The sequence below is a fragment of the Alkalicoccobacillus murimartini genome (assembly GCF_030813245.1).
GTDB lineage: Bacteria > Bacillota > Bacilli > Bacillales > Bacillaceae_D > Alkalicoccobacillus > Alkalicoccobacillus murimartini.
In genome coordinates, this window is sequence record NZ_JAUSUA010000002.1 from 263444 (window position 1) to 286913 (window position 23470).

Annotated in this window: 17 protein-coding genes; 5 read left to right on the forward strand and 12 right to left on the reverse strand. The window is 33.4% G+C overall.

Annotation, left to right across the window (positions count from 1 at the left end; translation table 11 throughout):
- Positions 1 to 73: 73 nt before the first annotated feature.
- The 11 genes from galU to J2S05_RS07945 all read right to left on the reverse strand — a co-directional run bounded on the left by galU (position 74) and on the right by J2S05_RS07945 (position 14627).
- Complete coding sequence (gene galU / locus J2S05_RS07895) at positions 74 to 958, reverse strand: UTP--glucose-1-phosphate uridylyltransferase GalU (protein ID WP_306981592.1); 885 nt, start codon at positions 956 to 958, stop codon at positions 74 to 76.
- 48 nt (positions 959 to 1006) lie between these two features.
- Positions 1007 to 2563, reverse strand: coding sequence for a glycosyltransferase (locus J2S05_RS07900; protein WP_306981593.1), 1557 nt, complete (start codon positions 2561 to 2563; stop codon positions 1007 to 1009).
- A 91-nt stretch (positions 2564 to 2654) separates the two neighbouring features.
- Positions 2655 to 4814 carry a bifunctional glycosyltransferase/CDP-glycerol:glycerophosphate glycerophosphotransferase gene (locus J2S05_RS07905; protein ID WP_306981595.1) on the reverse strand — a complete coding sequence of 720 codons (2160 nt, stop codon included), beginning with the start codon at positions 4812 to 4814 and terminating at the stop codon, positions 2655 to 2657.
- Between the two features lie 85 nt (positions 4815 to 4899).
- Positions 4900 to 5289: a glycerol-3-phosphate cytidylyltransferase gene (gene tagD, locus J2S05_RS07910; RefSeq protein WP_306981597.1), complete on the reverse strand. Its 390-nt coding sequence runs from the start codon at positions 5287 to 5289 to the stop codon at positions 4900 to 4902.
- 132 nt (positions 5290 to 5421) lie between these two features.
- Positions 5422 to 8406, reverse strand: a complete 2985-nt coding sequence (locus J2S05_RS07915) for a CDP-glycerol glycerophosphotransferase family protein (RefSeq protein ID WP_306981599.1) — start codon at positions 8404 to 8406, stop codon at positions 5422 to 5424.
- A gap of 44 nt (positions 8407 to 8450) precedes the next feature.
- Complete coding sequence (locus J2S05_RS07920) at positions 8451 to 9209, reverse strand: CDP-alcohol phosphatidyltransferase family protein (RefSeq protein WP_306981601.1); 759 nt, start codon at positions 9207 to 9209, stop codon at positions 8451 to 8453.
- A 22-nt stretch (positions 9210 to 9231) separates the two neighbouring features.
- Complete coding sequence (locus tag J2S05_RS07925; RefSeq protein WP_306981603.1) at positions 9232 to 10434, reverse strand: CDP-glycerol glycerophosphotransferase family protein; 1203 nt, start codon at positions 10432 to 10434, stop codon at positions 9232 to 9234.
- 89 nt (positions 10435 to 10523) lie between these two features.
- Complete coding sequence (locus J2S05_RS07930; protein WP_306981605.1) at positions 10524 to 11897, reverse strand: sugar transferase; 1374 nt, start codon at positions 11895 to 11897, stop codon at positions 10524 to 10526.
- A 121-nt stretch (positions 11898 to 12018) separates the two neighbouring features.
- On the reverse strand, positions 12019 to 12741 hold the full coding sequence (locus tag J2S05_RS07935; protein WP_306981608.1) for an ABC transporter ATP-binding protein: 723 nt from the start codon (positions 12739 to 12741) through the stop codon (positions 12019 to 12021).
- Position 12742: 1 nt separating this feature from the next.
- On the reverse strand, positions 12743 to 13522 hold the full coding sequence (locus J2S05_RS07940) for an ABC transporter permease (protein WP_306981610.1): 780 nt from the start codon (positions 13520 to 13522) through the stop codon (positions 12743 to 12745).
- 67 nt (positions 13523 to 13589) lie between these two features.
- Positions 13590 to 14627 carry a glycosyltransferase family 2 protein gene (locus tag J2S05_RS07945; RefSeq protein WP_306981612.1) on the reverse strand — a complete coding sequence of 346 codons (1038 nt, stop codon included), beginning with the start codon at positions 14625 to 14627 and terminating at the stop codon, positions 13590 to 13592.
- A gap of 252 nt (positions 14628 to 14879) precedes the next feature.
- On the opposite strand from J2S05_RS07945, the gene J2S05_RS07950 reads away from it, so the two are divergent.
- Positions 14880 to 16409, forward strand: a complete 1530-nt coding sequence (locus J2S05_RS07950) for a glycosyltransferase (protein ID WP_306982649.1) — start codon at positions 14880 to 14882, stop codon at positions 16407 to 16409.
- 65 nt (positions 16410 to 16474) lie between these two features.
- Here J2S05_RS07950 and J2S05_RS07955 read toward each other — a convergent pair whose 3' ends face one another.
- Positions 16475 to 19315: a CDP-glycerol glycerophosphotransferase family protein gene (locus tag J2S05_RS07955; protein ID WP_306981614.1), complete on the reverse strand. Its 2841-nt coding sequence runs from the start codon at positions 19313 to 19315 to the stop codon at positions 16475 to 16477.
- Between the two features lie 498 nt (positions 19316 to 19813).
- Between J2S05_RS07955 and J2S05_RS07960 the strand changes: the two genes are divergently transcribed.
- The 4 genes from J2S05_RS07960 to nrdE all read left to right on the forward strand — a co-directional run bounded on the left by J2S05_RS07960 (position 19814) and on the right by nrdE (position 23383).
- Positions 19814 to 20134, forward strand: coding sequence for a hypothetical protein (locus J2S05_RS07960; RefSeq protein WP_306981616.1), 321 nt, complete (start codon positions 19814 to 19816; stop codon positions 20132 to 20134).
- Between the two features lie 24 nt (positions 20135 to 20158).
- On the forward strand, positions 20159 to 20569 hold the full coding sequence (locus J2S05_RS07965) for an SGNH/GDSL hydrolase family protein (RefSeq protein ID WP_306981618.1): 411 nt from the start codon (positions 20159 to 20161) through the stop codon (positions 20567 to 20569).
- A 356-nt stretch (positions 20570 to 20925) separates the two neighbouring features.
- Positions 20926 to 21312, forward strand: coding sequence for a class Ib ribonucleoside-diphosphate reductase assembly flavoprotein NrdI (gene nrdI / locus J2S05_RS07970; RefSeq protein ID WP_306981619.1), 387 nt, complete (start codon positions 20926 to 20928; stop codon positions 21310 to 21312).
- The gene (gene nrdE / locus J2S05_RS07975) at positions 21272 to 23383 is read left to right on the forward strand and encodes a class 1b ribonucleoside-diphosphate reductase subunit alpha (RefSeq protein WP_306981621.1); all 2112 of its coding nucleotides are present in this window, start codon (positions 21272 to 21274) and stop codon (positions 23381 to 23383) included. Before nrdI ends, nrdE begins: the two co-directional genes overlap by 41 nt.
- Positions 23384 to 23470: the final 87 nt, after the last annotated feature.

Here is a 23470-nt window from a genome sequence, read left to right on the forward strand (position 1 = left end):
GCCTCCCTATTCGGGAAACGCTTTGCCTTTACAGTATTTACGTAGGATTAACAAACGATATACAGCCTTAATATTATGGCTTTAAGATATCCTCAAGTTGAAGGTATTCCTTCATTTTTTTGATTAGCTCTGGCTTAAGCTCATCACGCTGCATTGCAAATTCTAATGTAGTCATAACAAAACCTAATTTCTCACCAACATCATATCGCTTGCCTTCAAAATCATAAGCAAATACTGGCTGCTCTTCATTCAAACGCTGAATCGCATCCGTTAACTGAATCTCTCCACCTGCACCAGTCTCCTGATTTTCAAGGTATGTAAAGATTTCAGGCGTCAATAGATAACGTCCAAGAATAGCAAGGTTAGATGGTGCCGTACCAAGCTTTGGCTTCTCAACAAATTGGTTCACTTTATACAAGCGACCTTCTTGACTAGCAGGATCAATGATTCCGTAACGGTCTGTTACATTTTCATCAACTTGCTGCACACCAATGATTGAAGAACCCGTTTCATTATACTGCTCAATTAATTGCTGAAGACAAGGCTTTTCATTCTGTACAATGTCATCACCTAGTAATACGGCAAATGGTTCGTCACCAATAAATTTACGTGCACACCAAACCGCATGACCAAGTCCCTTTGCTTCTTTTTGACGAATATAGTGAATATCCACTTTTGAAGCTTCCTGTACCTTCTCAAGGAGCTCAAACTTCTCTTTCTCGATTAGGTTCTGCTCTAACTCAAATGCATGGTCAAAGTGATCCTCAATCGCACGCTTTCCTTTACCTGTAACAATGATGATATCCTCGATACCTGACTTCACTGCTTCCTCAACGATATATTGAATCGTAGGCTTATCTACGATAGGGAGCATTTCTTTTGGCATTGCTTTTGTAGCAGGAAGGAATCTTGTACCGAGTCCTGCAGCTGGGATTATGGCTTTTCTTACTTTTTTCATAGGTTGTCTCCTTTAAGCTATACATATTCTTAGCTAAACATAATGTAGTTATTTTTTTGTTTTTTTCGCTTTCAAAGCTAAATTTCCATTTTTAGTCTTATAGAACGTATAAGTCAAGCCTTCTTTACCCTTAGAGTATTCTAATTCTTCAAATTTACGAATAGTCATCCTTTGATAATCATTGTAAATCAGATAAGTTGAATATACACCTTTTTTAATTTTTTTTAGCTCACTATCAGAAATATTTAATACGTAGGTATTTTCATCTTTCTGTTCTAGATTAAATGAATAAGTCAATGAAGCATCTTCTCTACTAAACATTTGTATACGACTTATGTTTTTGCTTTGTCTTCCTAAAGCTAAAATTTCTGCTGTATAATCTTTTTCATTCGTAATTTCTTTTTTCAATTCTGCATAAAGTGGTATTTCAACCTTGCTGAATCGTTCCTCTGCTATCGGAGTAATATAGTAGGCTATTCCGTTCTCAAATAATCTTTCTTTTTCTTTTTCCCTTAGGGACCACTCATAAAGTTTTTCTACTTCTTTGAATTTCTTTTCAATCATTAACTCAAATGCTATTTTGTGAAGAGAATTAAAAAACGTCTCACTAATTTTATATTTTCTCTTTCTTAATAAGGTAAGAACTTCATCAAATTTACGATAATAATTTTGTTTATTTTTGCTTTTTAAAAAATGATTTTTATCAAATAACCGTCCCATCGAATCAAATTCAACGAGTCTGTTAACAATCATTTTTTCAATTGTTTCATCTAGATTTTTATTTAAGACATAATCTAAAACAGCAATATTTGTATCCATCTTTTCCATAATATCAGTCTGCTTTGTCAGAGAATGATTTGCTTCTTCTCTATTCACGTAGTAAATAGTATCAGTGGTAGTAGAAATAAAATCGCATTTCGTTAATACATCAATAAAAAATTGTTTATCTTCAGCATATTTCATATTAGGATACTGAATATCATTATTCTTTATAAAATCTAAATTCATCATCCTAGCCCGAGGACCTAAATGATAAAACATATGAGGAATCGAAACCGGAGTAACACGGTTCCTATTTCTTATAGATTCATGTTTTCCAATTAGTTTCTCACCCTTATTGTCTACCTTAATTGATTTACCTACAACGTAATTTACATTGTCTTGTTCAATTAAATCATAAAGTGATTTCATCCCAAACGGAGTAAACCAATCATCAGCATCTAAAAACGTAATATATTCAGAATTAGCTAATTGAATTCCTAAATTTCTTGGATAGGCAGGAGTTCCTGTATTCTTATTCAGAAAAACAATTACAATGTTATCATACAAACTCGAATACTCTCTAAGAATTTCACGAGAAGAATCTGATGAACCGTCATCAACTAAAATCAAAGAAATATGTCCAAAACCAATATTTTGTCTCACAACTGAGTCTATCGTTTTACGCAAATAATTTTCTGCGTTATAAACGGGAACAATTACAGATATTTTTTTCTTATACTTCAGTGAATCTTCATTTATTATTTCGTATGAAACTTTATTGATCTCTTCAACATTTTCTTTTATCGTTTTTTTATTAGCGTTGAAGATATTAAAAAAACCCATATTATATCTCTCCTAATTTATCTTGCTTACAGTGCTCATATGTTAGTTCTTTCCCTCTCACTCAGTGAATAAACCTTTCTAAAAAGAAGGTTTATTTATTATTCACAATAACCTTTTCACTAATACGTTTAGAAGCAAGTCCATCGTCGAGTTCACAATACTCATTATGAAACCGATCTAATCTGTCTCTGTAATTTGAACTTACCTCATCTAAATTCTTTAGGGTGCTAATCAGTTCATCGTTATTCATAATTAATGGTCCTGGTCCATCTTCTTGAAGATCAATATAAAACCCTCTCAAAGTGTCACGATATTTTTCTAAATCATAAGTAAAGAACAAAATTGGCCTTTTTAGATTAGCAAAATCAAAAAATACAGACGAATAGTCTGTAATTAACACATCGGAAAGTAAATACAATTCAGTTATATCATCGTACTTAGATCCATTAAATACAAAATCACTTACATTGTCTAAGTCTAAATGATCAGCTATAAAATAATGTGTTCTTACTATAAAAAAGTATTCATTACCTAATTCTTCTCTCATTCTTTCTAAGTCCATAGTTAACTTGAATTTATACTTACCTGGCTTATAATACTCATCGTCTCTCCAAGTAGGCGCATAAAGAACGATTTTTTTATCTAGTGGAATTTCTAATTTTTCTTTTAATTCGCTAGCAATTTTATCTTTATCAGGACTATAAAGCAAATCATTTCTAGGGTATCCGTATTCAAGTATTTCATTATCGAACAAGAATGCTCTTTTAAAAATTTGGGTTGAATACTTATTTGCTGAAACTAAATAGTCCCATGAACGAGATTGTTCATAAAAATCAAGTTTATAATTGGGATTAGCTGAATGGACCTCATTCATATCAAAAACTAGTTTTTTTAGTGGGGTCCCGTGCCAAGTTTCTAAAAAGATTTGTTCTTTTCTTTTAACAAACCACTTAGGTTGTCTCATATTATTAACCATATATTTTGAACGCGCCATATAATACATGTGCTTAAAGCCAAACCTTTTCACTTGTGTGCTTTTAAAAGGTAATTCCTTTCTACCTTTATCAAAAACCCAAATATGCTTATATTTATCAGGGTGAGCCTGGTTAAGATATTCAAATATATATTTAGGACTATCAGAGTAGTTTTTCCCTAAGAAGCTTTCATAGAGTATCCATGTAGGTTTAACAGAACTCTTTCTAGATAAGTACGAAGTATATATAAGTTTTTTTGCAACTTTAGGTTTTTTTATTACTTTTTTTATGTTTTTAATGACCGAGCGAAATTTAGCCATTTTTGTTGCTGTTGTAAAGTTATTATTAATAAGATATTTCACTTCAACTTTATGAATGAACCTATTAAATTTCATTTCGTCAATATTCACTTCACGAAATGTTTCAGCCCATTCTATCAGTATATTTCTTCTGTGATCATTTATATCACCATTATAAATGTCACTAAAATACCTGTGATGATAAGAATACAAAAATCTTCTACTCAACATTATACTTATCTTAGACCCAGGCTCTAATAGTTTAAGTGCTAAACGTATTGAAATTGGATATACTAGGGCTCGATTAGACCTTTGAGAAAGAGATGGGAATTGTACAGCATCATTTCTTCTAATTTTTAAATAAATCGCATCTTTATCAAAAACAACATTTAATGCCTTTTCAAATGCAGGCATAGTAAATGTAACATCTGATAAATCACTTATTGACTGATCAAAAGATAAAGAATAATCTTCTACAAACGATTTATTATACAGAATGTTCAAGCAAGATGATCTCATTTTTTTGCTTTTAATTGGGCTAGCTTTAATATGTCTATTTTTTAGCATTCTATCTAACATAGCACTATATGATGTCGAGTAGGATGGTTTAACATTTACCTTCTTAACTGAACCTACAACCATTTGTGCACTTGAAGTTTTCATTGTTTCTACTAAGCAAAATAATGTATGTTCGTGAATATAATCATCAATATCAAGAAAATATAAACTTTGACCTTCAGAATTTCTTATCCCTACATTTCTAGCACTTGCTACATTTGTCACATCTTTATCAGTTATAAGTTTTATATCAAGATCTTCGTAGTTAGCAAGTAAACCCGCTACTTGAGGATTGATCTCATCTAGTATAATTAACCATTCAAAGTTCTCATAAACTTGTTTCATAAGTAAATCTGCACAAGAAGTTATATATTTATAATCATTATTATACAAAGGAGTAATTATACTTACTTTGTCCAATTGTCATTACACTCTCCTTACATATCTATTTATAATAAAAAAGAAATAGAGGCTCACGTTAAACGCAGGCCTCTTGTGAAAACCATTATTTATATAACAACTCATCTTTAATTTGAGAAGTAGATATACCCGCTGTTCTAGTCAAATAGACAACTTTACAATAATCTTTTAAGAAGTCAAACTTACCTTCCCAATCATCTCCCATAACAAATACATCAATATCATGTTTCTGAACATCTTGGACTTTTTGATCCCAGGTTTCTTCTGCAATGACTTCATCTACATAACGGATAGCCTCAAGAATCATCTTTCTGTTTTCAAAACTATGATAAGCCTTTTTATCTTTAATCGCATTAAATTCATCAGTTGATATAGCTACAACTAGATAATCTCCTAATTGTTTAGCTCTTTTTAGTAGGTTAATGTGACCCCAATGAAGCAAGTCGAATGTTCCATATGTTAATACTTTCTTCAAGGTTATTCCCCCTTATTATTAATATTAAGAATAAATTATACCCATGTCATTTTAACATTATAGCATAGGCCTAACTTGAATCCATTGTATTTTCTAGTTAAAATAAGGGACTTTCTCAAATATGATTCTAATTCACCTTAAAACTGAGAGAATCTTTTTGCCAAATCGTTGAATAATGTATATGTTCTTATATCTTCTCCAAAGAACTTTCATTAAATCAGATTGTCTAATTGAACGAAAAATATTTAATTTTGTACTTATTTCTTTTTCTTTAAGTACAACTTCATGATAGATTCTTTCACTATTTTTTGAATCTACGTATTTAAAAAATTCACTACGCTTTCTTGCATATTTATCCTGCTCAACAAACCCAGCTCTCGCTAGATCTCCAATCGATTTAATTAATAATTGTGAGTCATAGACTGCCTCACCAAAAAGCTCCTTCTTTAAATCCATATAACTTCCTTGAAACTTATTATACTGATCCACATCAAAATGATAAAACAACACAGGTTTCTTTTGATAATGCATTTCCCAACTCACGCTTGAATAATCAGTAATAAGCAAACTAGAGCGCATTAACAAATCATTTACTTTTACTTCTCCAAACTGAATAATATTAATATTGTTGTTTGCCTTCGTGAAACTCGATACATAAGGCATAAATTTGGGATGCACATAGAAATTCAAGATAAGTGAATTTTCTCTAAGAACCTCGTGTAATGCGTCAGAATGTAATAAGTTATTATACGCATGAAAGTAATCTGATTGAATAAATTCCGCTTCTTCCACTTCTTCTAGCCAATTTCTCCATGTTGGCATAAGTAGAATTTCCTTGGAGTTTATATCCATTTGATTAGATCTATCTTGAAGAACATCCCACCTTGGGAGTCCAGTCACAATAATTCGATTATCTTTGTAACCAAAATACTTTTTTATAATCCTTTTTTCATAATCAGAAGAGGCAACAAATAACTCTGCTGAGTTTTGCGTGTTGTAATCAAATGTATTATCTACCTTCTTCAGACCAAGTACTCCATGTTGAAGAAAAACGTATTTTTTTGCATTAACATAATCTTTTATAACACCCTGCGATACTCGCCATGCATACCCATGTCCTTTTGCCTCTGAAGAAATTATCATCTTTGCAGATAGTAGTCTAACTAGGTGCTTAAAAGACATAAAATAGACGACTCGATCTTCATATCCTTTTAAGTTAAACTCATCTTTTGTCCCTTTTTTTATCACGTAGTACACTTTTTTCTCTTTGTGTTGATCATAACAATATTTAAAAAAGTAATAACTATTATCTTGCGCAGTCTCCGAATATTTTTCATGAATTAACCAAATAGGTTCTTTAGTTATGTATTTATAAATCATGTGGTAATAAATATACGCTGCATATTCTATTACTTTATTTTTTCTATCCTCGTCCTCACCTTTTTTTCGATGGGTAATACTTAACCCCCCATTAACCGTTAAATAAGGGTATGTTAGATATTGATTGTGATCGAGCATCGTATACTTAAACATGAAATGCCTTAATTTCTTGATTACCAAATAATTATCACTATAAATTCGAATCTGTCTGTGTTCATTAGTACTCATAGTAATCGAAGCAAAGAAATCCCAATAAAAAGGTTCAAATTCTAATTGAGCTAAATCAATTGTACTCGTTATTTCTTTCCTTCCATTTTTGAACGTACGCAACCGTTCAATTGGTAACTCGATCTGTTGTGCTGTTCCTTTTCTTTGTATAAGCTTTAAACCATTAAATTCAAATGGAGTTTGATTAGCAAGCCCAACCAACAGTCTCAACTTCATAACTCCACTTTTCATTGTTAATGATTTTATAGAAACCTCTGCTGGGGATGTAAGTTTATAAAATTGGTCTACAGTCATAAAATAAAGTGAATAAGATGATGATTTTGTGATAGTAGGTACCGCACACAAACCGTCGCCCATCTCAAAAAAACCGATATATCTGTTTTTTATAGACGGAAGTGAAGAATGATACTGACCAACTTTTCTTACTTCCATATAGTCATCATGCTTGTTCTCAGCGAATAAACCCCATGCTGTACTCTTAGATGAGATCAACTGAAACTGCTCAATATCTATACTAAGCTGAATTTTATTGGCATAGGTAGTAATGTGCGTATTCAAATATAATCTCTCTTCACTATTTTTTCGCTTTAGAAAAAAACTCCAGTTTTCGTAATTAGCATGCTTAGAAGCAGGAATTTCAAACATCATGTTATGACCTTGTACAGTTAAATGTTCAGCAGTCAATTCTCCCTTGATAACATGAGCAGGCTGATTATATTCTCTTAATTGTATTTTCAGCGTAGAAGATTCATTTAATGTGTAGTATTCATATTGTGTTGTTTTTAAAAGGCTCTCATCATTAATAAAACGCCCCTTCATTAGGTAAAGATGCGCTTGTTCTAAGATTCTACCTTTTTTTGTCTGAATATAAAATGTCCATTGTCCCTTTAATTGTTCAAAATGGTGTTTATATAGAAAGATATTACCACTTTGATAGTTTAATGCTAGATGATATATTTCATTGTATTCATTTTTAACAATAAGTTCAGCATAATCTGGCCAATGACTCGCCCCATTTAACCTTAGTATAAAAGACTCTTCGGATTCCTCTACTGTCACAACTGCTTCATTATATGAAACAACATTATACGTTTTCCCTTCAAGGATATCCGCACGTGCACAGTGTATAGAAAGTGCATGTTGACTCGTTAAATATAAGCTGAAGGAGCGGGTTGAATTAATCGTTTTAATTGGTTCAAAATACCTTGTCTGTTGAAGTAATGACACCTGATTACGTAGTGATAATCGTCTCCAATGTCTTTTAAGTTTGAATTTTATATAGAAGTCCCATTGGCCCATTTTTATATTTCTTAATTGATCAGTATTGATCTCACAGTAAAGCGAATCTTCTCTGTCATCGAGAGTATATTCAATTAACTTAATCTGTTTTGATTTTCGCTCCCATAAAGAGAGCTGCATTGATAAATAATTCTCTTTATCTAAAGAAGATAATTCTATTTGAATACATTGTCCATCCCATTTAACCTGCTGACAATATGCTGTCTTCATTACTTCACCTAATTTCTGAACATAGCCGAAAATTTTAATATTCTTTACTTATAAAAAGTTTTAACCGTTACAACAAGTCTTAGAATAACCTTAATAATAAGTACAAGAAGAAATAACATGATATACATCGGTATCAAATACAGTTCTGTGAATAGTTCAAGTAAAAGTATTAGCAAAATCGTAAAGAAAAAACCAGGAAGCCCTAAAATAAAACCAGCAAATTCAAAAATGATTGATTTATTACGTATTTGCTGGACTGGATCCTTTTGTTCTGCTACAGCATTATGCGTCAAATCATACGCTAGAGGAACTAAAAGAGACATAATAATACAGGTGATGACAATATATAAAATACTTCCCGTTAGAAACGTTAATTCAAGAGCTTCTATCATGACAAGATAAGCAAGAGGAAAAGACAAAAACACTGGCAATGTAGCGGCTCTTATTAACATATCTATAAAATAACCAAGCTTTGATGTTCGTTTGGTCATTCTGGCTAATTCTCCATCTACACAATCAAATAAATACCCAAGGTTATAAGAGATAAAAGCCAATACAAAACCAAATGGTGTAGCCATAATCATACATAGTCCTGATAACAAAACAAAGAGAACACTTAGCCAACTGACAGCATTAGGTGTAAACCTCATTTTTTGAAATAATAATGTGACATAGATCGACAGGCGTCTAAGAACATACCAAGACCACAAATCTTCTTTTGGGCTATAAGGTTGAACTTCACGCCTTAGTTCTATGATTCGCTTTGAATCAAAAAAAAATGTAGACAATTTCTCAGAGGACACAGGGACAGCTCCTTCATTTCAATCAATCATTAGTATTATAAAATATAGATTCAACCGTTCTTTGGGCCGATTTCCCTTCATCAAGATTACAGAATCGGTCCATAAATGCCTGATAAGATGCATCTTTAGCGTGATAATCATACAACTCAGTACCCCGTACCGCATGAATGACCTGCTTCGTATTCATGACAAGCGGACCAGGTGCTTCCTTCTCGAAGTCAAAATAGAAGCCTCGTATCTTCGCACGATATAATTCGATATCATACGTAAAGAATATCATAGGTCTTTTAAGAAGAGCATAATCAAAAAATACAGAAGAATAATCAGTCATTAAGATATCAGAAACCAAATAGAGTTCTGTAATGTCTATACCAGTTGAGAAGTCATATACAAAACCTGAGTAACCATGTAACTCAAACATTTCCGAAACAAATGAATGCATCCTTAGGATAATCACATAATCCTCACCTAGCTCTTTTTGTAAAAGCTCAAGATCAAGTTGAAGTTTAAATTTGTATTTTCCAGGTTCGTAATATTCATGATCTCGCCAAGTTGGCGCATATAAAATTACTTTTTTACCTTCAGGCAGCCCAAACTTACGTTTTAGTGCTGAGATACCTTCATCATGGTTACGATTAATCAGATTATCATTACGAGGATAACCATTTTCAATGATGGTGCCTTTAAAATCAAAGGCTCGTCTAAAGATTGACGTCGAGTATTGATTTGGGGAGAGTAAATAATCCCAATTCCGTGCTTCCTTATGAAATCCCTCTATATAGCTTTGACGGTCTGTGCCTGGCATATGCACTTCTTCCATGTCTGCAACAAGTCTTTTTAAAGGTGTTCCATGCCACGTCTGAATGTACACATTGTGTTTTGGTTTTGGCACCCAAGAAGGCATCCGGCTATTGGTTACCCAATACTTTGCTCTCGCCATTTTAATGAACCATTTAAAAGAAAGCCTTTCGACGTAAGGAATGTTAGCCTTCTCAAAAAAATCCTTGCTTTGTTTGTTAGCGCTCCAACACAATTCATAGCCTTGTTCATGTTCTCGCATGTATTCATATATTGCCCTGGGGTTACAACTATATTGCTTCCCTGAGAAGCTCTCAAACATCACCAGCTTCTTATGAACAGGAAGTAAAGAAGCCAAAGAAAAAAACCATCTAGATAACTGTCTTGCCAATGGGAGTTGTTTTAATCGTTTAATCATTGATTTCATGTTGTTCTCCTTTAATTCAACCTATTCAAAAGAAACCTCCGTTAAACAAAGATTGTAGTACTCTTTGTTCAAACGAGAGGTTATGGGGTTTATCTGAAATCTTCTTGTTTTTTTGTGAATATACCTACTTTTTTTGTATTAGTTCCTTCACCTTCAGACTTAGCTTTGTTAATCACAACTAATACCGTACGAAGAAGAATAATAAAATCAAGCCATAAAGAGTAGTTTCGGATATAATGCAAATCAAACTTGAGCTTTTTGTCGACGTTTGTAGTGTATTTACCCATAACTTGTGCGTAACCAGTAATTCCTGGTTTCACTGTATTTCTGTAATTAAACCACTTATTATCTTTTTGAAATTGATCTGCAAAGAAATCTCGTTCTGGTCTTGGACCAACTAAAGACATATCACCAATCAATACATTAATTAGTTGAGGCAATTCATCGATCCGAGTCTTGCGCATAAAACGACCAATCTTAGTAATTCGATTATCCCCAGACTGAGCTAGAGTAGGCCCCGTTTTCTCCTCGGCATTCTCCACCATCGAACGAAATTTCAAAATATGAAACTGTTTATGGTCTTTACCAATACGTTCCTGTTTAAAGAAAATTGAACCACCATCTTCTAACTTAATTGTCAGAGCTGCAAGAAGTGATACAGGCATAGTTGCTACTAAAATAGCAAGTGAGAAGACGATATCAGTTATGCGTTTCAGTGCTAATTGTGCGACAGGCAACGTAAAAGGTTTCACTTGCATAACCATTGTGTCATCTAACGTTGTAACCGATGTGTTCATTACCAGCAGTTCATTAACGGTTGGGACCACATATACTAATTTGTTGTTTTTCATAGCATGAAAGATAATTCGATTTTTCTTCTCTTCTTCTAAAGAAGAACTAAGAAAAACAAAGTCATAATTCAACAGCTGAGATTTTAACTGCTGCACACTTGATTTTTTGTCATAATACCTGGCATTACCATTGTTAGATAGGAATTGAGATAAATTATCTTCCATCTCATGGAATTCAGATTCCGCTCCAATAAACATCAGCTTTCCTTTTCGTGAGAGCTGATTATACTTGGTGTATAGTACTTTCCAAGTTAGCAACATAACAAACGCAAATACGTGCGCAAGAATAATAACCGAACGTGGCAAAGCAAATTCTCTGAATAAGAATGAAGCGGTCATTGTTAACAGCATAATAAAAGTTAATGAAACCGCAAGCTTACGAATAATATCCCAAACATCGTACTGAATCAGTCGATCCACTTCATATATGCATATAAATACAACGCTAATCAATAAAATCCATGGAATAACTGACATAAAAGCCTCTATGTTACGCGGAGCGATCCGTTCGTAACGAGCTGTAAAAGCAAGTACATACGCCATTATAATAATAAAGAGGTCTATAACAATGATAAATCCTCTAGCAAATTTGTTGGGAAAAATATTTAGCATATAAATAACCCCTAGATTCATAGTCTAAGGGTTATTTTAACACACTCTTTACAGAAAGCCTCTTATTTTTTACAATTTCCATTAAAACTTCACACTTGTAGGTAATAATCCTTTGTCCTAATTATTTGGACTCATACAACTTGATCATATCAAGTATATTACCTTGTGCCTCTACCTTGCCGCGCTTTAGAACAATCGCCCTGTCACATATTTTTCTTAATGGACCCATACTATGTGAAACGATAACAATCGTTTTTCCTTTTTCTTTCATTTCAAGCATCTTTTTATTACACTTTTCTCGGAAGTCTTTATCACCAACCGCTAATACTTCATCAATCAAGACGATGTCTGTATCAATATGAACAGCAATTGAAAAGCCTAAACGAGCCTTCATCCCTGAAGAATAAAATTTAACTGGTGTGTTAATAAATTCATCTAACTCTGCAAAATCAATAATGATTGGTAATAACTTTTCGATATCTGCTTTTTTCAAGCCGTAGATGGCACAGTTCAAACGGATATTCTCGACTCCTGAAAGATCTCCACTCAATCCAGCACTTAGCTCGATTAAAGGCATAAGGGTTCCATTTAATTGAATAGAGCCACTATCGGGTACAATGACACCAGAAATAACTTTAAACAACGTACTTTTTCCAGCACCATTTTTCCCAATAATCGCATACCCTTCACCCTTTTTTACTTCAAACGAGACATCCTCAAGGGCTTGGAACTTATCTACTGTCTTTTCTCTTTTAAATAGAGAAATCATTTGACCTTTTATCGTTTTTTCAGTCGGTTTTCTAAACGCCTTTTTAACGTTTTTTACTTCAATCGCGTTCTTCATTTTAAATCACTTCCCCGATCTTTCTACTCATCACCTTGAAGAATCTCCATCCTACAAAAAAGATGACTAAAGAAAAAATGACTGTATAGATAATCATTCCAAAAGTAGGAGTAAGCTCTCCACCATGAAAAATCCAGCGATAAATAGTTAAAATGGTAACCATAGGATTAAGTTGAAATAAGATAAAGTATCCACCTAGTTGTTCCTTTACCTGAAGTAAAGGGTACATCACCGCTGAGAGATACATCCAACCCCTCATCATCAATCCAACGATAAATTCTACATCTCTAAAATAAACATTCACACATGAAAATATGAATACAATCCCCAAAAGAAGAAAGGTTTGTAAGATGATAACTAATGGAAGGACAGCTAGTCCCATTAACGGTATTGAACCATTAATATAAAGTGAGTATGCAGCTACTAAAACAAGAGAAATTAATAAATTAACTAAACTTGAGGCTGTAATGGTTAAAGGAAACAACTCACGTGGAAAATAGATTTTTTTAATCAGAGATCCGTTTCCTGTCAAGCTTTTAGTACCTCTTGAAATGGTATGTTGCGTATACATAAACGGAATTAATCCTGAGACGAGAAACAGCGTATAGTTTTCAATTGATACACGCGCTATGATCATAAATACTAAAGTAAAAATCAACATCAAACCTAAAGGCTCCAATAACGTCCAGAAGTAACCAAAGAACGTATTTCTGTACCTTATACGTAGCTCTTTATGAACAAGAAAATATAGCAACTCTTTATAACGTAGAATTTCTTTCATTAGGACCTCAACCTTACTTGATTTGGACTTAACACATACAAAGTTATATCATTATTTTGTCTCTTTGTCACTTCGTCGAATGCCTTTTAGATCTTACTAACCAATATTCCTTTTTAAAGAAAGCTAAAAAACAACCTAAACCTCTAAAGAAATGCAAACAGAAAAACGTTCCGATCGCCGGTAGAAAATACCCGATTCCTTTTTCTTTCACCAAGTTACTAGATGCAGCAGAAGCTCCCACTATATATATGATACCTATAGCTAAAAGAAACCAGACAAACGCTGGGAAAACAACCGCAAATAGGACGCTTATAAGACCGAGTAAAAATGCATAAAGTGGGGCCTTATGTCTAGTCCGTAAACTTCCTGGAGTAGCTTGATCAGCAATCATTGTCCAAGTCCCATCCCCTAATGATTTTTTGATCAACCCATTTAAAGTAGGTCGAACAAAATAAGTAGACCAAATCGAAGTAGATAGGAAAAACGTCATTTCGTTATCTTTCATTCGTTTATGAAACTCAATGTCTTCATTTCGTTTCAAATCTTCATTGAAATATCCAACTTGATCAAATACCTCACGCTTATAAGCTCCATAAGGAACGGTATCAACATATCCTTCCCATACTCCCTTTGTCGTTCTAAACTTTGAGTTTCCTACACCAAAAGGATGTGAATATACGTACTGATTAATATACCCTTGAAAACCGTTACCAACAGATTTAATGATCCCCCCAACACAATCTACATCTGGTTGATTATGAATTAATTTCATATAATTCTCCAGAAAATCGTTAGGAATAGACGTATGTCCATCTATCCTAATAATATAGTCGCCTTTTGAAGCTCTTATACCTATATTCCAGCCTGGTGGCAACGTCTTTCTAGGATTGCTTAATAAACGAATAGAATTAGGATATTTATTTGTAATTTGGTTAATAATCTTTACTGTATTGTCAGATGACATTCCATCAACCAGTATAATCTCATATTTACTTGAATTTAATGTCTGATTGATTAGGCCCGTTAATAGTTTCTCTATATAACCTTCCTCATTACGTAGAACAATAAGAACTGATAATTTAACTTTACCAATCTGTGGTTCCAAGCGACTCACCAACCTTTACTATCATACCTTTGTACAACATGCATCTCATAATATTAACTTAATGTTTAAGTTAAGTAAATTAGCGGAGAATTATTTTAATAATCTCATTTCATAACAGGGTATTTTTGTAATAGAAAAGGCTGTATAATAGTTAGTATTCCAAATTAGAAAGATACATAGCTACCAAGAAGAAAGTAGCACACTCAGGAGGTCATTATCATTAATAAAATTACATTTCCATATACAAATAATATTTTTGTCGTAAATCGACTTGTATCAAATATAACAGGGTTAAATCAAGCCATGTTACAACGTGCAAAACTCTTTTATGAATTGGCCGGAAAGAAAACAAAAATCTTAACACTTAGGTATGACCCATCACATTACAATGATTTAGAAGAAGTCCTTTTAAAAAAAGGAAAGATAAATGAAGGCGTTAACGTAATTAACTTATATGAATATTTTAGAGCAGAGAACACCACTTCTTTCCCTGTTATTGAACACCCGGTTAATGAAGATGGGTATGTAATTGAAAAAAAACGGAACGCTTATCGATACTTTAAAAATGGTCTATACATAAAATACAAAAAGTACTCTGATGATGGTGCACTTGAAAGAATTGATTTTTTTAATGAGAATCGCTATTGCTTCAAAAGTGAAGAATATGACAATTTCGGGTATTTAGCACGAACTATCTATAATGATCTTCAGCATAGAAGACCACGTCAGGAATTGTACTATAGAAATGATGGCACATGTTATTTATCTAAATGGCTTGAATGGGATAAAGAAAGTAAAAAAAATAAAATAGTTAGAATTACTCTTTTTGATCGGAATGGCCAAAACTTTAAAGCTGTTTATTCAGATGATGATCTTAAACATTATTTTTTTGATTGTATAATTGGCGAAACGGAAGTCCCTACATTTATGATCGCTGAAGCACGTTCAGTTGATAAGTTAATCTTAAAATATCAACGGGATCATGTATTCAAAATATATGTAGTACATACGATGCACCTTGAGGAAGCGTATAATGAAGAATCACCGATAGATAAAAAACATATTACAATGTTTGATTCAATAGACATGATCGATGGGGTTGTTATTTTAACAAATAAACAAAGAGAAGATATTGAACAAAGAATTGGTATGAAAAATCACTTATATGTAATTCCTCATGCGATTAGTAGCCAAACCAATGTAATAGAAGAAACCAATGAATTCGATAACAAAAAAATAGTTATTGTCGCGCGTCTAAATAAAGTTAAGAAGCTTGACCATGCCATTGAAGCGATCGCAGTCGTTCAGAAAGTGATACCTGATGTGAAATTAGAAATTTTCGGAGAAGGTGAAGAGAGAGAAAATCTAGAAGAACTTATAAAATCTCTGAACCTTGAATCAAATGTTAAACTTTTAGGCTTCACAGATGATCCTTCTGAACAATACAGAAATGCTGCCTTTTCACTATTAACTAGTGATTATGAAGGCTTTGGTCTTGTTGTACTAGAAAGTCTGAAAAATGGATGCCCTGTAGTAAGCTATGATTTGAAATATGGACCAAGCGATATAATTACTCATGATAAGAATGGCATATTAGTAGAGAATAAGAACATTGATGAACTCGCCAATGTTATGATTGAAATACTCAGCAATTCGTCCATTCTTGACCAGCTTAGAGATCATGCAGCTTCAGAAGATTTATTAGATTCATTTAAAGAAACCTCTTTTGTTGATAACTGGAGAAATATGTACCAGCGCATTTTGGACAAAAATAAAATTTAAACATGTATATCTAGATAACGAAAAGCACGAACTCCACTTATTCTGATGGGGTTCGTGCTTACTTTTTATTTAGCTTTTATTTTCTTTTCAATATGCTCAAAGATCCGTTCACTATTTTGAGTATCTACATACTCAAAGTATTTAGATCTATTAGCACTATGGAAGGGCTTTTCTTGAAAATCATTCTGAACATAGTTTTTTATCAAACCAATCAAATCTGTTGATGTTTTGGCCATATCACCAAATCGTTCTTTTTCAATATCCATATAAGCACCTTGAAGTTTCATGTACTTAGGTAAATCAAAATAATAAAAAAGAACTGGTTTTTTAAGGTAATACATCTCCCAAGCAACACTTGAGTAATCTGTAATAAGCATATTGGAGCGCATAATTAGTTCATTAATTTTATCTTGTCCAAATTCAACAACCTTAATATTTGATTCATCTGATGCGAAATTTTTAACATATGGCATGAATTTAGGGTGTACGTAAAAATTCATTTTTATATTGTGATCTTTTAATAGCATCGACAAATCCTTAGAATTAAGAAGATTATTATAGGAGTGATAATAATCGGATTCTAGAAATTGTTGTTCATTTACCTCTTCAAGCCAATTTCTCCAAGTTGGCATGAAAATAATCTCTTTTTGTTCTAGGTTAGACTTATTCTCAAGTACATCCCATCTAGCTAAACCCGTAACCATAAGTCGGTTTTCTGGATACCCGAAGTGATCTTGAACAATCTTCTTCTCAAAGTTTGAAGAGACAACAAAAAGTTCAGCTGAATTAGCACCACCATAATTAAAAGTAGAATCTACTTTTTTCAGTCCCAATACTCCGTGTTGAAGAAAAACATATTTTTTCTTATCAATATAATTTCTAATGGCCCCTTGTGACACTCTCCACGCATAACCATGTCCTTTTGCTTCTGAAGATATTATTAGTTTAGATTCTAGGATTAACTTTATATGTTTGTATGACATAAAATAAACGACTCTATCCATATAAGGTAATAGATTCTTCTCATCTTCAGACCCTTTTTTTATCACATAATATACTAACTTCTCATGTTTCTTTTCGTAGCAATACTTAAAGAAATAAAAGCTATTATCCTGGGCTGTCTCTGACAACTTTTCATGAATAAGCCAACTAGAATTATCCTTTGCTTTTCTTTGGTTTAGCTTAAACATTAGAAACGCAGCATATTCAATAAACTTGTACTTATATGATTCATATTCTCCTTTGGGTCTATAGGTTAAGCTCAACGCTCCTCCTAATGTTATATAGGGATATATTATGAATCCATCTTTTGTGGTAATAGATTTTGTAAAAGACCCGTGTTTCAACACTTTTGCATTATATTTATTGTTATTCATTATTCTATGAGTAAAACTCGATCCTTCTTCTACTTTAATGTCCAAGTAAAAATCCCAATAGAATTGGTCTAGATCTAAAGCATGAAGGTCGCACGAAAATATGACTAATTTATTATTACCTTGTTTCTTTACTTTTGTAATAGGAATAACTCTTTGTTCGTCACTTTTTCTTAATTTCATTATTAAGTTTTTGATATCAAAGTCAGACGGCTCATCCGACTTCACCAAGATCTTTAGCTTAAGTTGACCAGACTTTGTAATATGCACTCGATTGAGCTTAGAACGCAGTCTATATTTCTCTTTATAATACCGATCATTATCTGTAAATAAAAATGAGAACTCATTATCCGTCGTTAAGTAGGGGGCAACTAATAAATCATCCTTAAGAGATATCTTGTCAAACATACTTTGAAAATAGCTAAGCCCTTTTTTATTATAGGTACCTACTCTCAACCTTTCTCTAAAAAGCCTTGAGTGGTCTAATTCAACGTATAAATCCCATCTACCTTTATGATCTATCTCTTCTTTTAATTGGTCTATTGACATACTATAACGAATCTTATTATCAACTTCTGATGATTCCATTTTTAATAGTATCTTTTCAGGCATTTTTCTTTTTTTTAGGTAGAACATTATATGATCTGCATAATGAAGAGATTCAAAAGGAACATCGAAACTCATCTGATTTCCTTCAACCTTAAAGTTTTCAGCCATTAATTGACCACGAATAAGTTGGTTTCGATATGCCTGATCTCGTAGAGACACTCGAATTGTTAATTGATTCGATGCCAAAATATCTAATCTGTTTTTATTTGTAATATTTAAACCATTATCACTCATATTAGAGTTTAAGGTGAAAATCTCTATTAAAGATCCTTTTTTAAGAATAATCTTACCTTTCCATTTCTCATCAGCTTTTAATCTACTTATTAATTTTTTTCTTACACTAAATTCTTTTTGATCCTCGCTAAGATCTGCCTCAATAACCTTCTGATCATTCTCACTTTCAAGAACAAAGTAAGCTTTCTCCATTAAACCGTCAAACGGATTAGAGGCTGCAAAGTGTACACGATCTTTTGTTATGTTTAGATCGTGTATTGTATTTGAAAAATAAGCCTTTTCTGAACTAGCTTGCAATAAAGGTAAAAAATCATCAATATGAACTTCGAGTTGATTTTTGTCATTTAAATAAGGTATCAAACTATTGTGTTTCAATTTAATGATTGGCTTGAGATACCTAATTGTTTTGGATGCAGTCGGGCTATTTTTATATGAAACAATATCTTTAAACACACTAAATCTTTTCTTTACTCCATAATATATTTTCCACTTTCCACTTTTAAGTCCACTTAATGTTCTTTTCGAAATAACCAGTTCTTTAAAGCCTTCAATTAATTCTACAGAATACTTAAGTGGTGTATCCGTGGCATCTTTTTTTGCAAACAGGGTGATACGACTCTGATTATATTTTTCATTGATTCTAATCCTAAGTTCTTTACCATTCCAGTGAATTAATTGTATTTCTATCATAAGCGTCACTCCTCTATTGAGACATAAATTAATAGACCCCTACATGCCTGGTAAGAAGCTAAGAGGTCTATCGTTTACTCATTAGATCTTCAGTATATCCTTACCTAAACTCCTCATTCTCTAGTGCTTCGTTTAGATACTTTAATCATTCATCCTTTAACTTAGGCTTTAGCAGTTGGAATAACTGCTTTTTTGACGGAGTTTTTCATTCTTCCCCTTATTTTTACCTAATTTTATAATTCTCTAGACTTTGTATTTATTTATGCTACCATATTTTGTTCCCTTAAACTATGCCAGTTTTAACCTTTTGAAGCTTATCTATTAACAAATTTCGAGATCGTTCGATAAATATAGTGATAATTAGCTCAATGATCTTTTCAAGTTATCAAACAAGCTATATAATTAAATATGAATTGTGCCATTTATTTACTAGTATTCTATCTATAGAGAAAGGAATGTATCATCCTGAAAAATCTTGCTTATATTCTCACAATAATTATGTCTTTTTTAGTCATTATCTTTGGATATATATCCTATCAAGATAAACTTAATAACCTTGCTGACGGAGGTACTAACTCAAATCCGGTCCAGAATGACGGTGCCTCTAGTGCAGAGCCTGGACAATCTGACAACACTTCTGAAGATGAAGAAGACGTCGAGGTTGGTGGATTGATTGAGAACTTCGTAGATGGTTCAGAAACAGTTCAACTTGCTTTTTTTGGCTCTAAGGCTATTGATTCCAGTACAGGAATCTCTATTACTTGGCCTCAAATGATTGAGAATCAGCTTAGCAGTCAATTGGATTCAATTACTATATAAACTTCTGTACTAAATGTTGATAGTATGACATCCACGGAAGCGTTGAATTCAAACGAATTGGAGACCTTACTTGAGTCTGAAGCAGATATTGTTTTTCTAGAATCCTTAACATTAAATGATAATTCAGCTGTTTTACCACTTGAAGAGTCTGAAGAAAGTATTACTGAACTTATTGATCAATTCTCTTCATCCTTACCTGATGCGGAAATTATTCTTTTCCCATCAAACCCATTATTAAATCCTAGATTCTATTTAACTCAGATTGATGAGCTTAGTGAATATGCTGAAGATTTATCAGTACACTATGCAGACCATTGGGAAGCGTGGCCGGACGTTACTGATCCAGAGATCGAAGAATATGCAACCAGTGGCATACCAACCGAGCAAGGTCATGAGATTTTAGCAGATTATATGATGCAATTCTTAAATGAGTAATGAGGAGGCCCTAAAAATGGGGCCTTTTTTCTTATATATATGACCGAGAATTTATCTTATCGAATACCAATAACTGACTAATTAAAACAGTATATCAACTCACTTGAGACACGAAAGAAATCTGTCAATTCTAGAGCTATCTTAGTTGCAATGATCGATGAATAACGTAAGAAAAATGTTTATATTTTTCGACAAAAAGACTTGTCCACATGACAACATCCGACTGCGACGGCTTTTCTCATGATTTATGCACAACCTGTGGGTAATATCTATATATTGTTTTTTTAGCGTTTATCATATACTATATGTGGTATAGCAAAGAGAAATCAGATTGAAAACAAGGAACGTGATATGACATGCAAATCATATACGATTCAAAAACAGGCAACGTCAAACGGTTTGCAGACAAGCTACCTTTTGAAGATAAGCAGCCTTTACAACAAGATACTCATATAGATCAGCCTTTTATCCTCATTACGTATACAACTGGGTTTGGAAATATTCCGCCAAGTACGGAGGAATTCCTTGCGAAAAATGCGGGGAACTTAGTTGGAGTGGCCGCAAGTGGCAACCGAATCTGGGGGGCAAATTTTGCAAAAAGTGCGGATACCATTTCCGCAAGGTACAACATTCCTGTGTTCAGGAAATTTGAGTTAAGCGGTACGTCCTCGGACGTAGAAACATTCACACAGGAGGTCAACAATGTTACTACAAAAACAAAACAGCATTCCACGATGGGTTGAATTAAACAACCAAATCATGATTCGTAAAGAAGGTCAGTTTCAATTTGATAAAGATCAAGAGGCCGTACACAGTTATTTTGTTGATTACATTAATCAGAATACAGTTTTCTTTCATGATCTTGAAGAAAAGATTAAGTACCTCGTAGAAAATGATTACTACGAAGAACATATTATAGACATGTACACAATGGAAGATATTAAGGAAGTCTACCAATTGGCGTATGAGAAAAAGTTTCGCTTCCCTTCTTTCATGAGTGCATTTAAATTTTATAATGACTATGCCCTCAAAACGAATGACAAGAAGAAAATTCTTGAACGCTATGAGGATCGTATTTCCATCGTTGCACTGTTTTTCGCTAAAGGTGATACAGCTAAAGCGAAACAATATGTTGAGACAATGATTAATCAAGAATATCAGCCAAGTACACCTTCTTTCTTAAATGCTGGTCGAAAACGACGTGGAGAGCTTGTTAGTTGCTTCCTTCTTGAAGTGAATGACTCATTAAATGACATCTCAAAAGCTATTGATATTTCCATGCAGCTTTCAAAACTTGGTGGTGGAGTGTCTCTTAATCTTTCTAAGCTTCGTGCGAAGGGTGAGGCGATTAAAGACGTTGAGAATGCCACTAAAGGTGTGGTTGGTGTTATGAAGCTTTTAGATAATGCCTTCCGTTATGCGGACCAAATGGGCCAACGTCAAGGATCAGGCGCGGCCTACTTAAATGTGTTCCACAGTGATATTAACGATTTCCTTGATACTCGTAAAATTTCTGCTGATGAAGATGTACGTGTGAAGACACTATCTATCGGTGTTGTCATTCCAGATAAGTTTGTAGAGCTTGCTCGCGAGGATAAAGATGCTTATGTCTTCTATCCACATACAATCTTCAAAGAGTACGGAACACACATGGATGAAATGGATATGAATGAGATGTATGATGATCTGGTTAATAACCCACGGGTACGTAAAGATAAGATTAACCCTCGTCGTCTACTGCAAAAACTAGCAATCTTGCGTTCGGAATCTGGTTATCCTTATATTATGTTTGCTGATAATGTAAACAAGGTGCATGCCAATAATCATATTAGTAAAGTAAAATTCTCTAACCTATGTTCTGAGGTTCTTCAAGCATCTCAAGTTTCAGCCTATGCTGATTATGATGATGAAGATGAGATTGGTCTTGATATCTCATGTAACCTTGGATCGATTAACATCATGAACGTAATGAACAATAAGTCTCTTGAACAAACGGTTGCGATTGCGACAGACTCATTAACACATGTGTCAGAGACGACGAATATTCCCAATGCACCAGCTGTACTACGTGCAAATAACGCAATGCGATCGATTGGTCTTGGAGCGATGAATCTTCATGGCTATCTTGCTCAAAACCAAATTGCTTATGAAAGCGAAGAAGCACGTGACTTTGCGAATGTGTTCTTTATGATGATGAATTTCTACTCAATAAAACGTTCAAATGAAATTGCGAAAGAAACAGGACAAACGTATTACGAGTTTGAAGGTTCTACTTATGCAGACGGAACTTACTTCACAAAATACATTACAAAAGACTACTCACCTACATTCGAGAACATTGCTTCACTATTTGAAGGGATGAATGTCCCAACAAAAGAGGATTGGGCTGAGCTTGCTGAGAATGTTGCAAAGCATGGTCTTTACCATAGCTACCGTCTATGTATTGCACCAACAGGGTCTATTTCATACGTACAATCTAGTACAGCTTCTGTTATGCCAATTATGGAACGTATGGAAGAGCGAACGTACGGAAACAGCAAGACCTACTATCCAATGCCTGGACTAGCTCCAACAAACTGGTTCTTCTATAAAGAAGCTTACGACATGGATATGTTTAAAGTAGTAGACATGATCTCAACGATACAAGAGCATGTGGATCAAGGAATTAGCTTCACATTGTTCTTAAAGGATACGATGACCACACGTGATTTGAATCGCATAGACTTGTATGCACATCACAAAGGGATTAAAACCATTTACTATGCAAGAACCAAAGATACAGGGCAAGAAGGCTGCCTTTCTTGTGTAGTGTAATAAATAGAAAACCATGATCAGAGAGGTGTATTATCACCTCTTTAATCATGTGCTGAATGAATCGGACCACTAAGAGGTCTAAAGCCT

What these genes read in the sequence shown, in the direction of transcription:
- J2S05_RS07935 (WP_306981608.1), bottom strand. Translation starts at nt 12,741, where the DNA reads ATGAAGAACGCGATTGAAGTAAAAAACGTTAAAAAGGCGTTTAGAAAA.
- nrdI (WP_306981619.1), top strand. Translation starts at nt 20,926, where the DNA reads ATGCAAATCATATACGATTCAAAAACAGGCAACGTCAAACGGTTTGCA.
- J2S05_RS07940 (WP_306981610.1), bottom strand. Translation starts at nt 13,522, where the DNA reads ATGAAAGAAATTCTACGTTATAAAGAGTTGCTATATTTTCTTGTTCAT.
- J2S05_RS07955 (WP_306981614.1), bottom strand. Translation starts at nt 19,315, where the DNA reads ATGATAGAAATACAATTAATTCACTGGAATGGTAAAGAACTTAGGATT.
- J2S05_RS07930 (WP_306981605.1), bottom strand. Translation starts at nt 11,897, where the DNA reads ATGCTAAATATTTTTCCCAACAAATTTGCTAGAGGATTTATCATTGTT.
- J2S05_RS07915 (WP_306981599.1), bottom strand. Translation starts at nt 8,406, where the DNA reads ATGAAGACAGCATATTGTCAGCAGGTTAAATGGGATGGACAATGTATT.
- galU (WP_306981592.1), bottom strand. Translation starts at nt 958, where the DNA reads ATGAAAAAAGTAAGAAAAGCCATAATCCCAGCTGCAGGACTCGGTACA.
- J2S05_RS07900 (WP_306981593.1), bottom strand. Translation starts at nt 2,563, where the DNA reads ATGGGTTTTTTTAATATCTTCAACGCTAATAAAAAAACGATAAAAGAA.
- J2S05_RS07960 (WP_306981616.1), top strand. Translation starts at nt 19,814, where the DNA reads ATGTCTTTTTTAGTCATTATCTTTGGATATATATCCTATCAAGATAAA.
- nrdE (WP_306981621.1), top strand. Translation starts at nt 21,272, where the DNA reads ATGTTACTACAAAAACAAAACAGCATTCCACGATGGGTTGAATTAAAC.
- J2S05_RS07925 (WP_306981603.1), bottom strand. Translation starts at nt 10,434, where the DNA reads ATGAAATCAATGATTAAACGATTAAAACAACTCCCATTGGCAAGACAG.
- J2S05_RS07965 (WP_306981618.1), top strand. Translation starts at nt 20,159, where the DNA reads ATGACATCCACGGAAGCGTTGAATTCAAACGAATTGGAGACCTTACTT.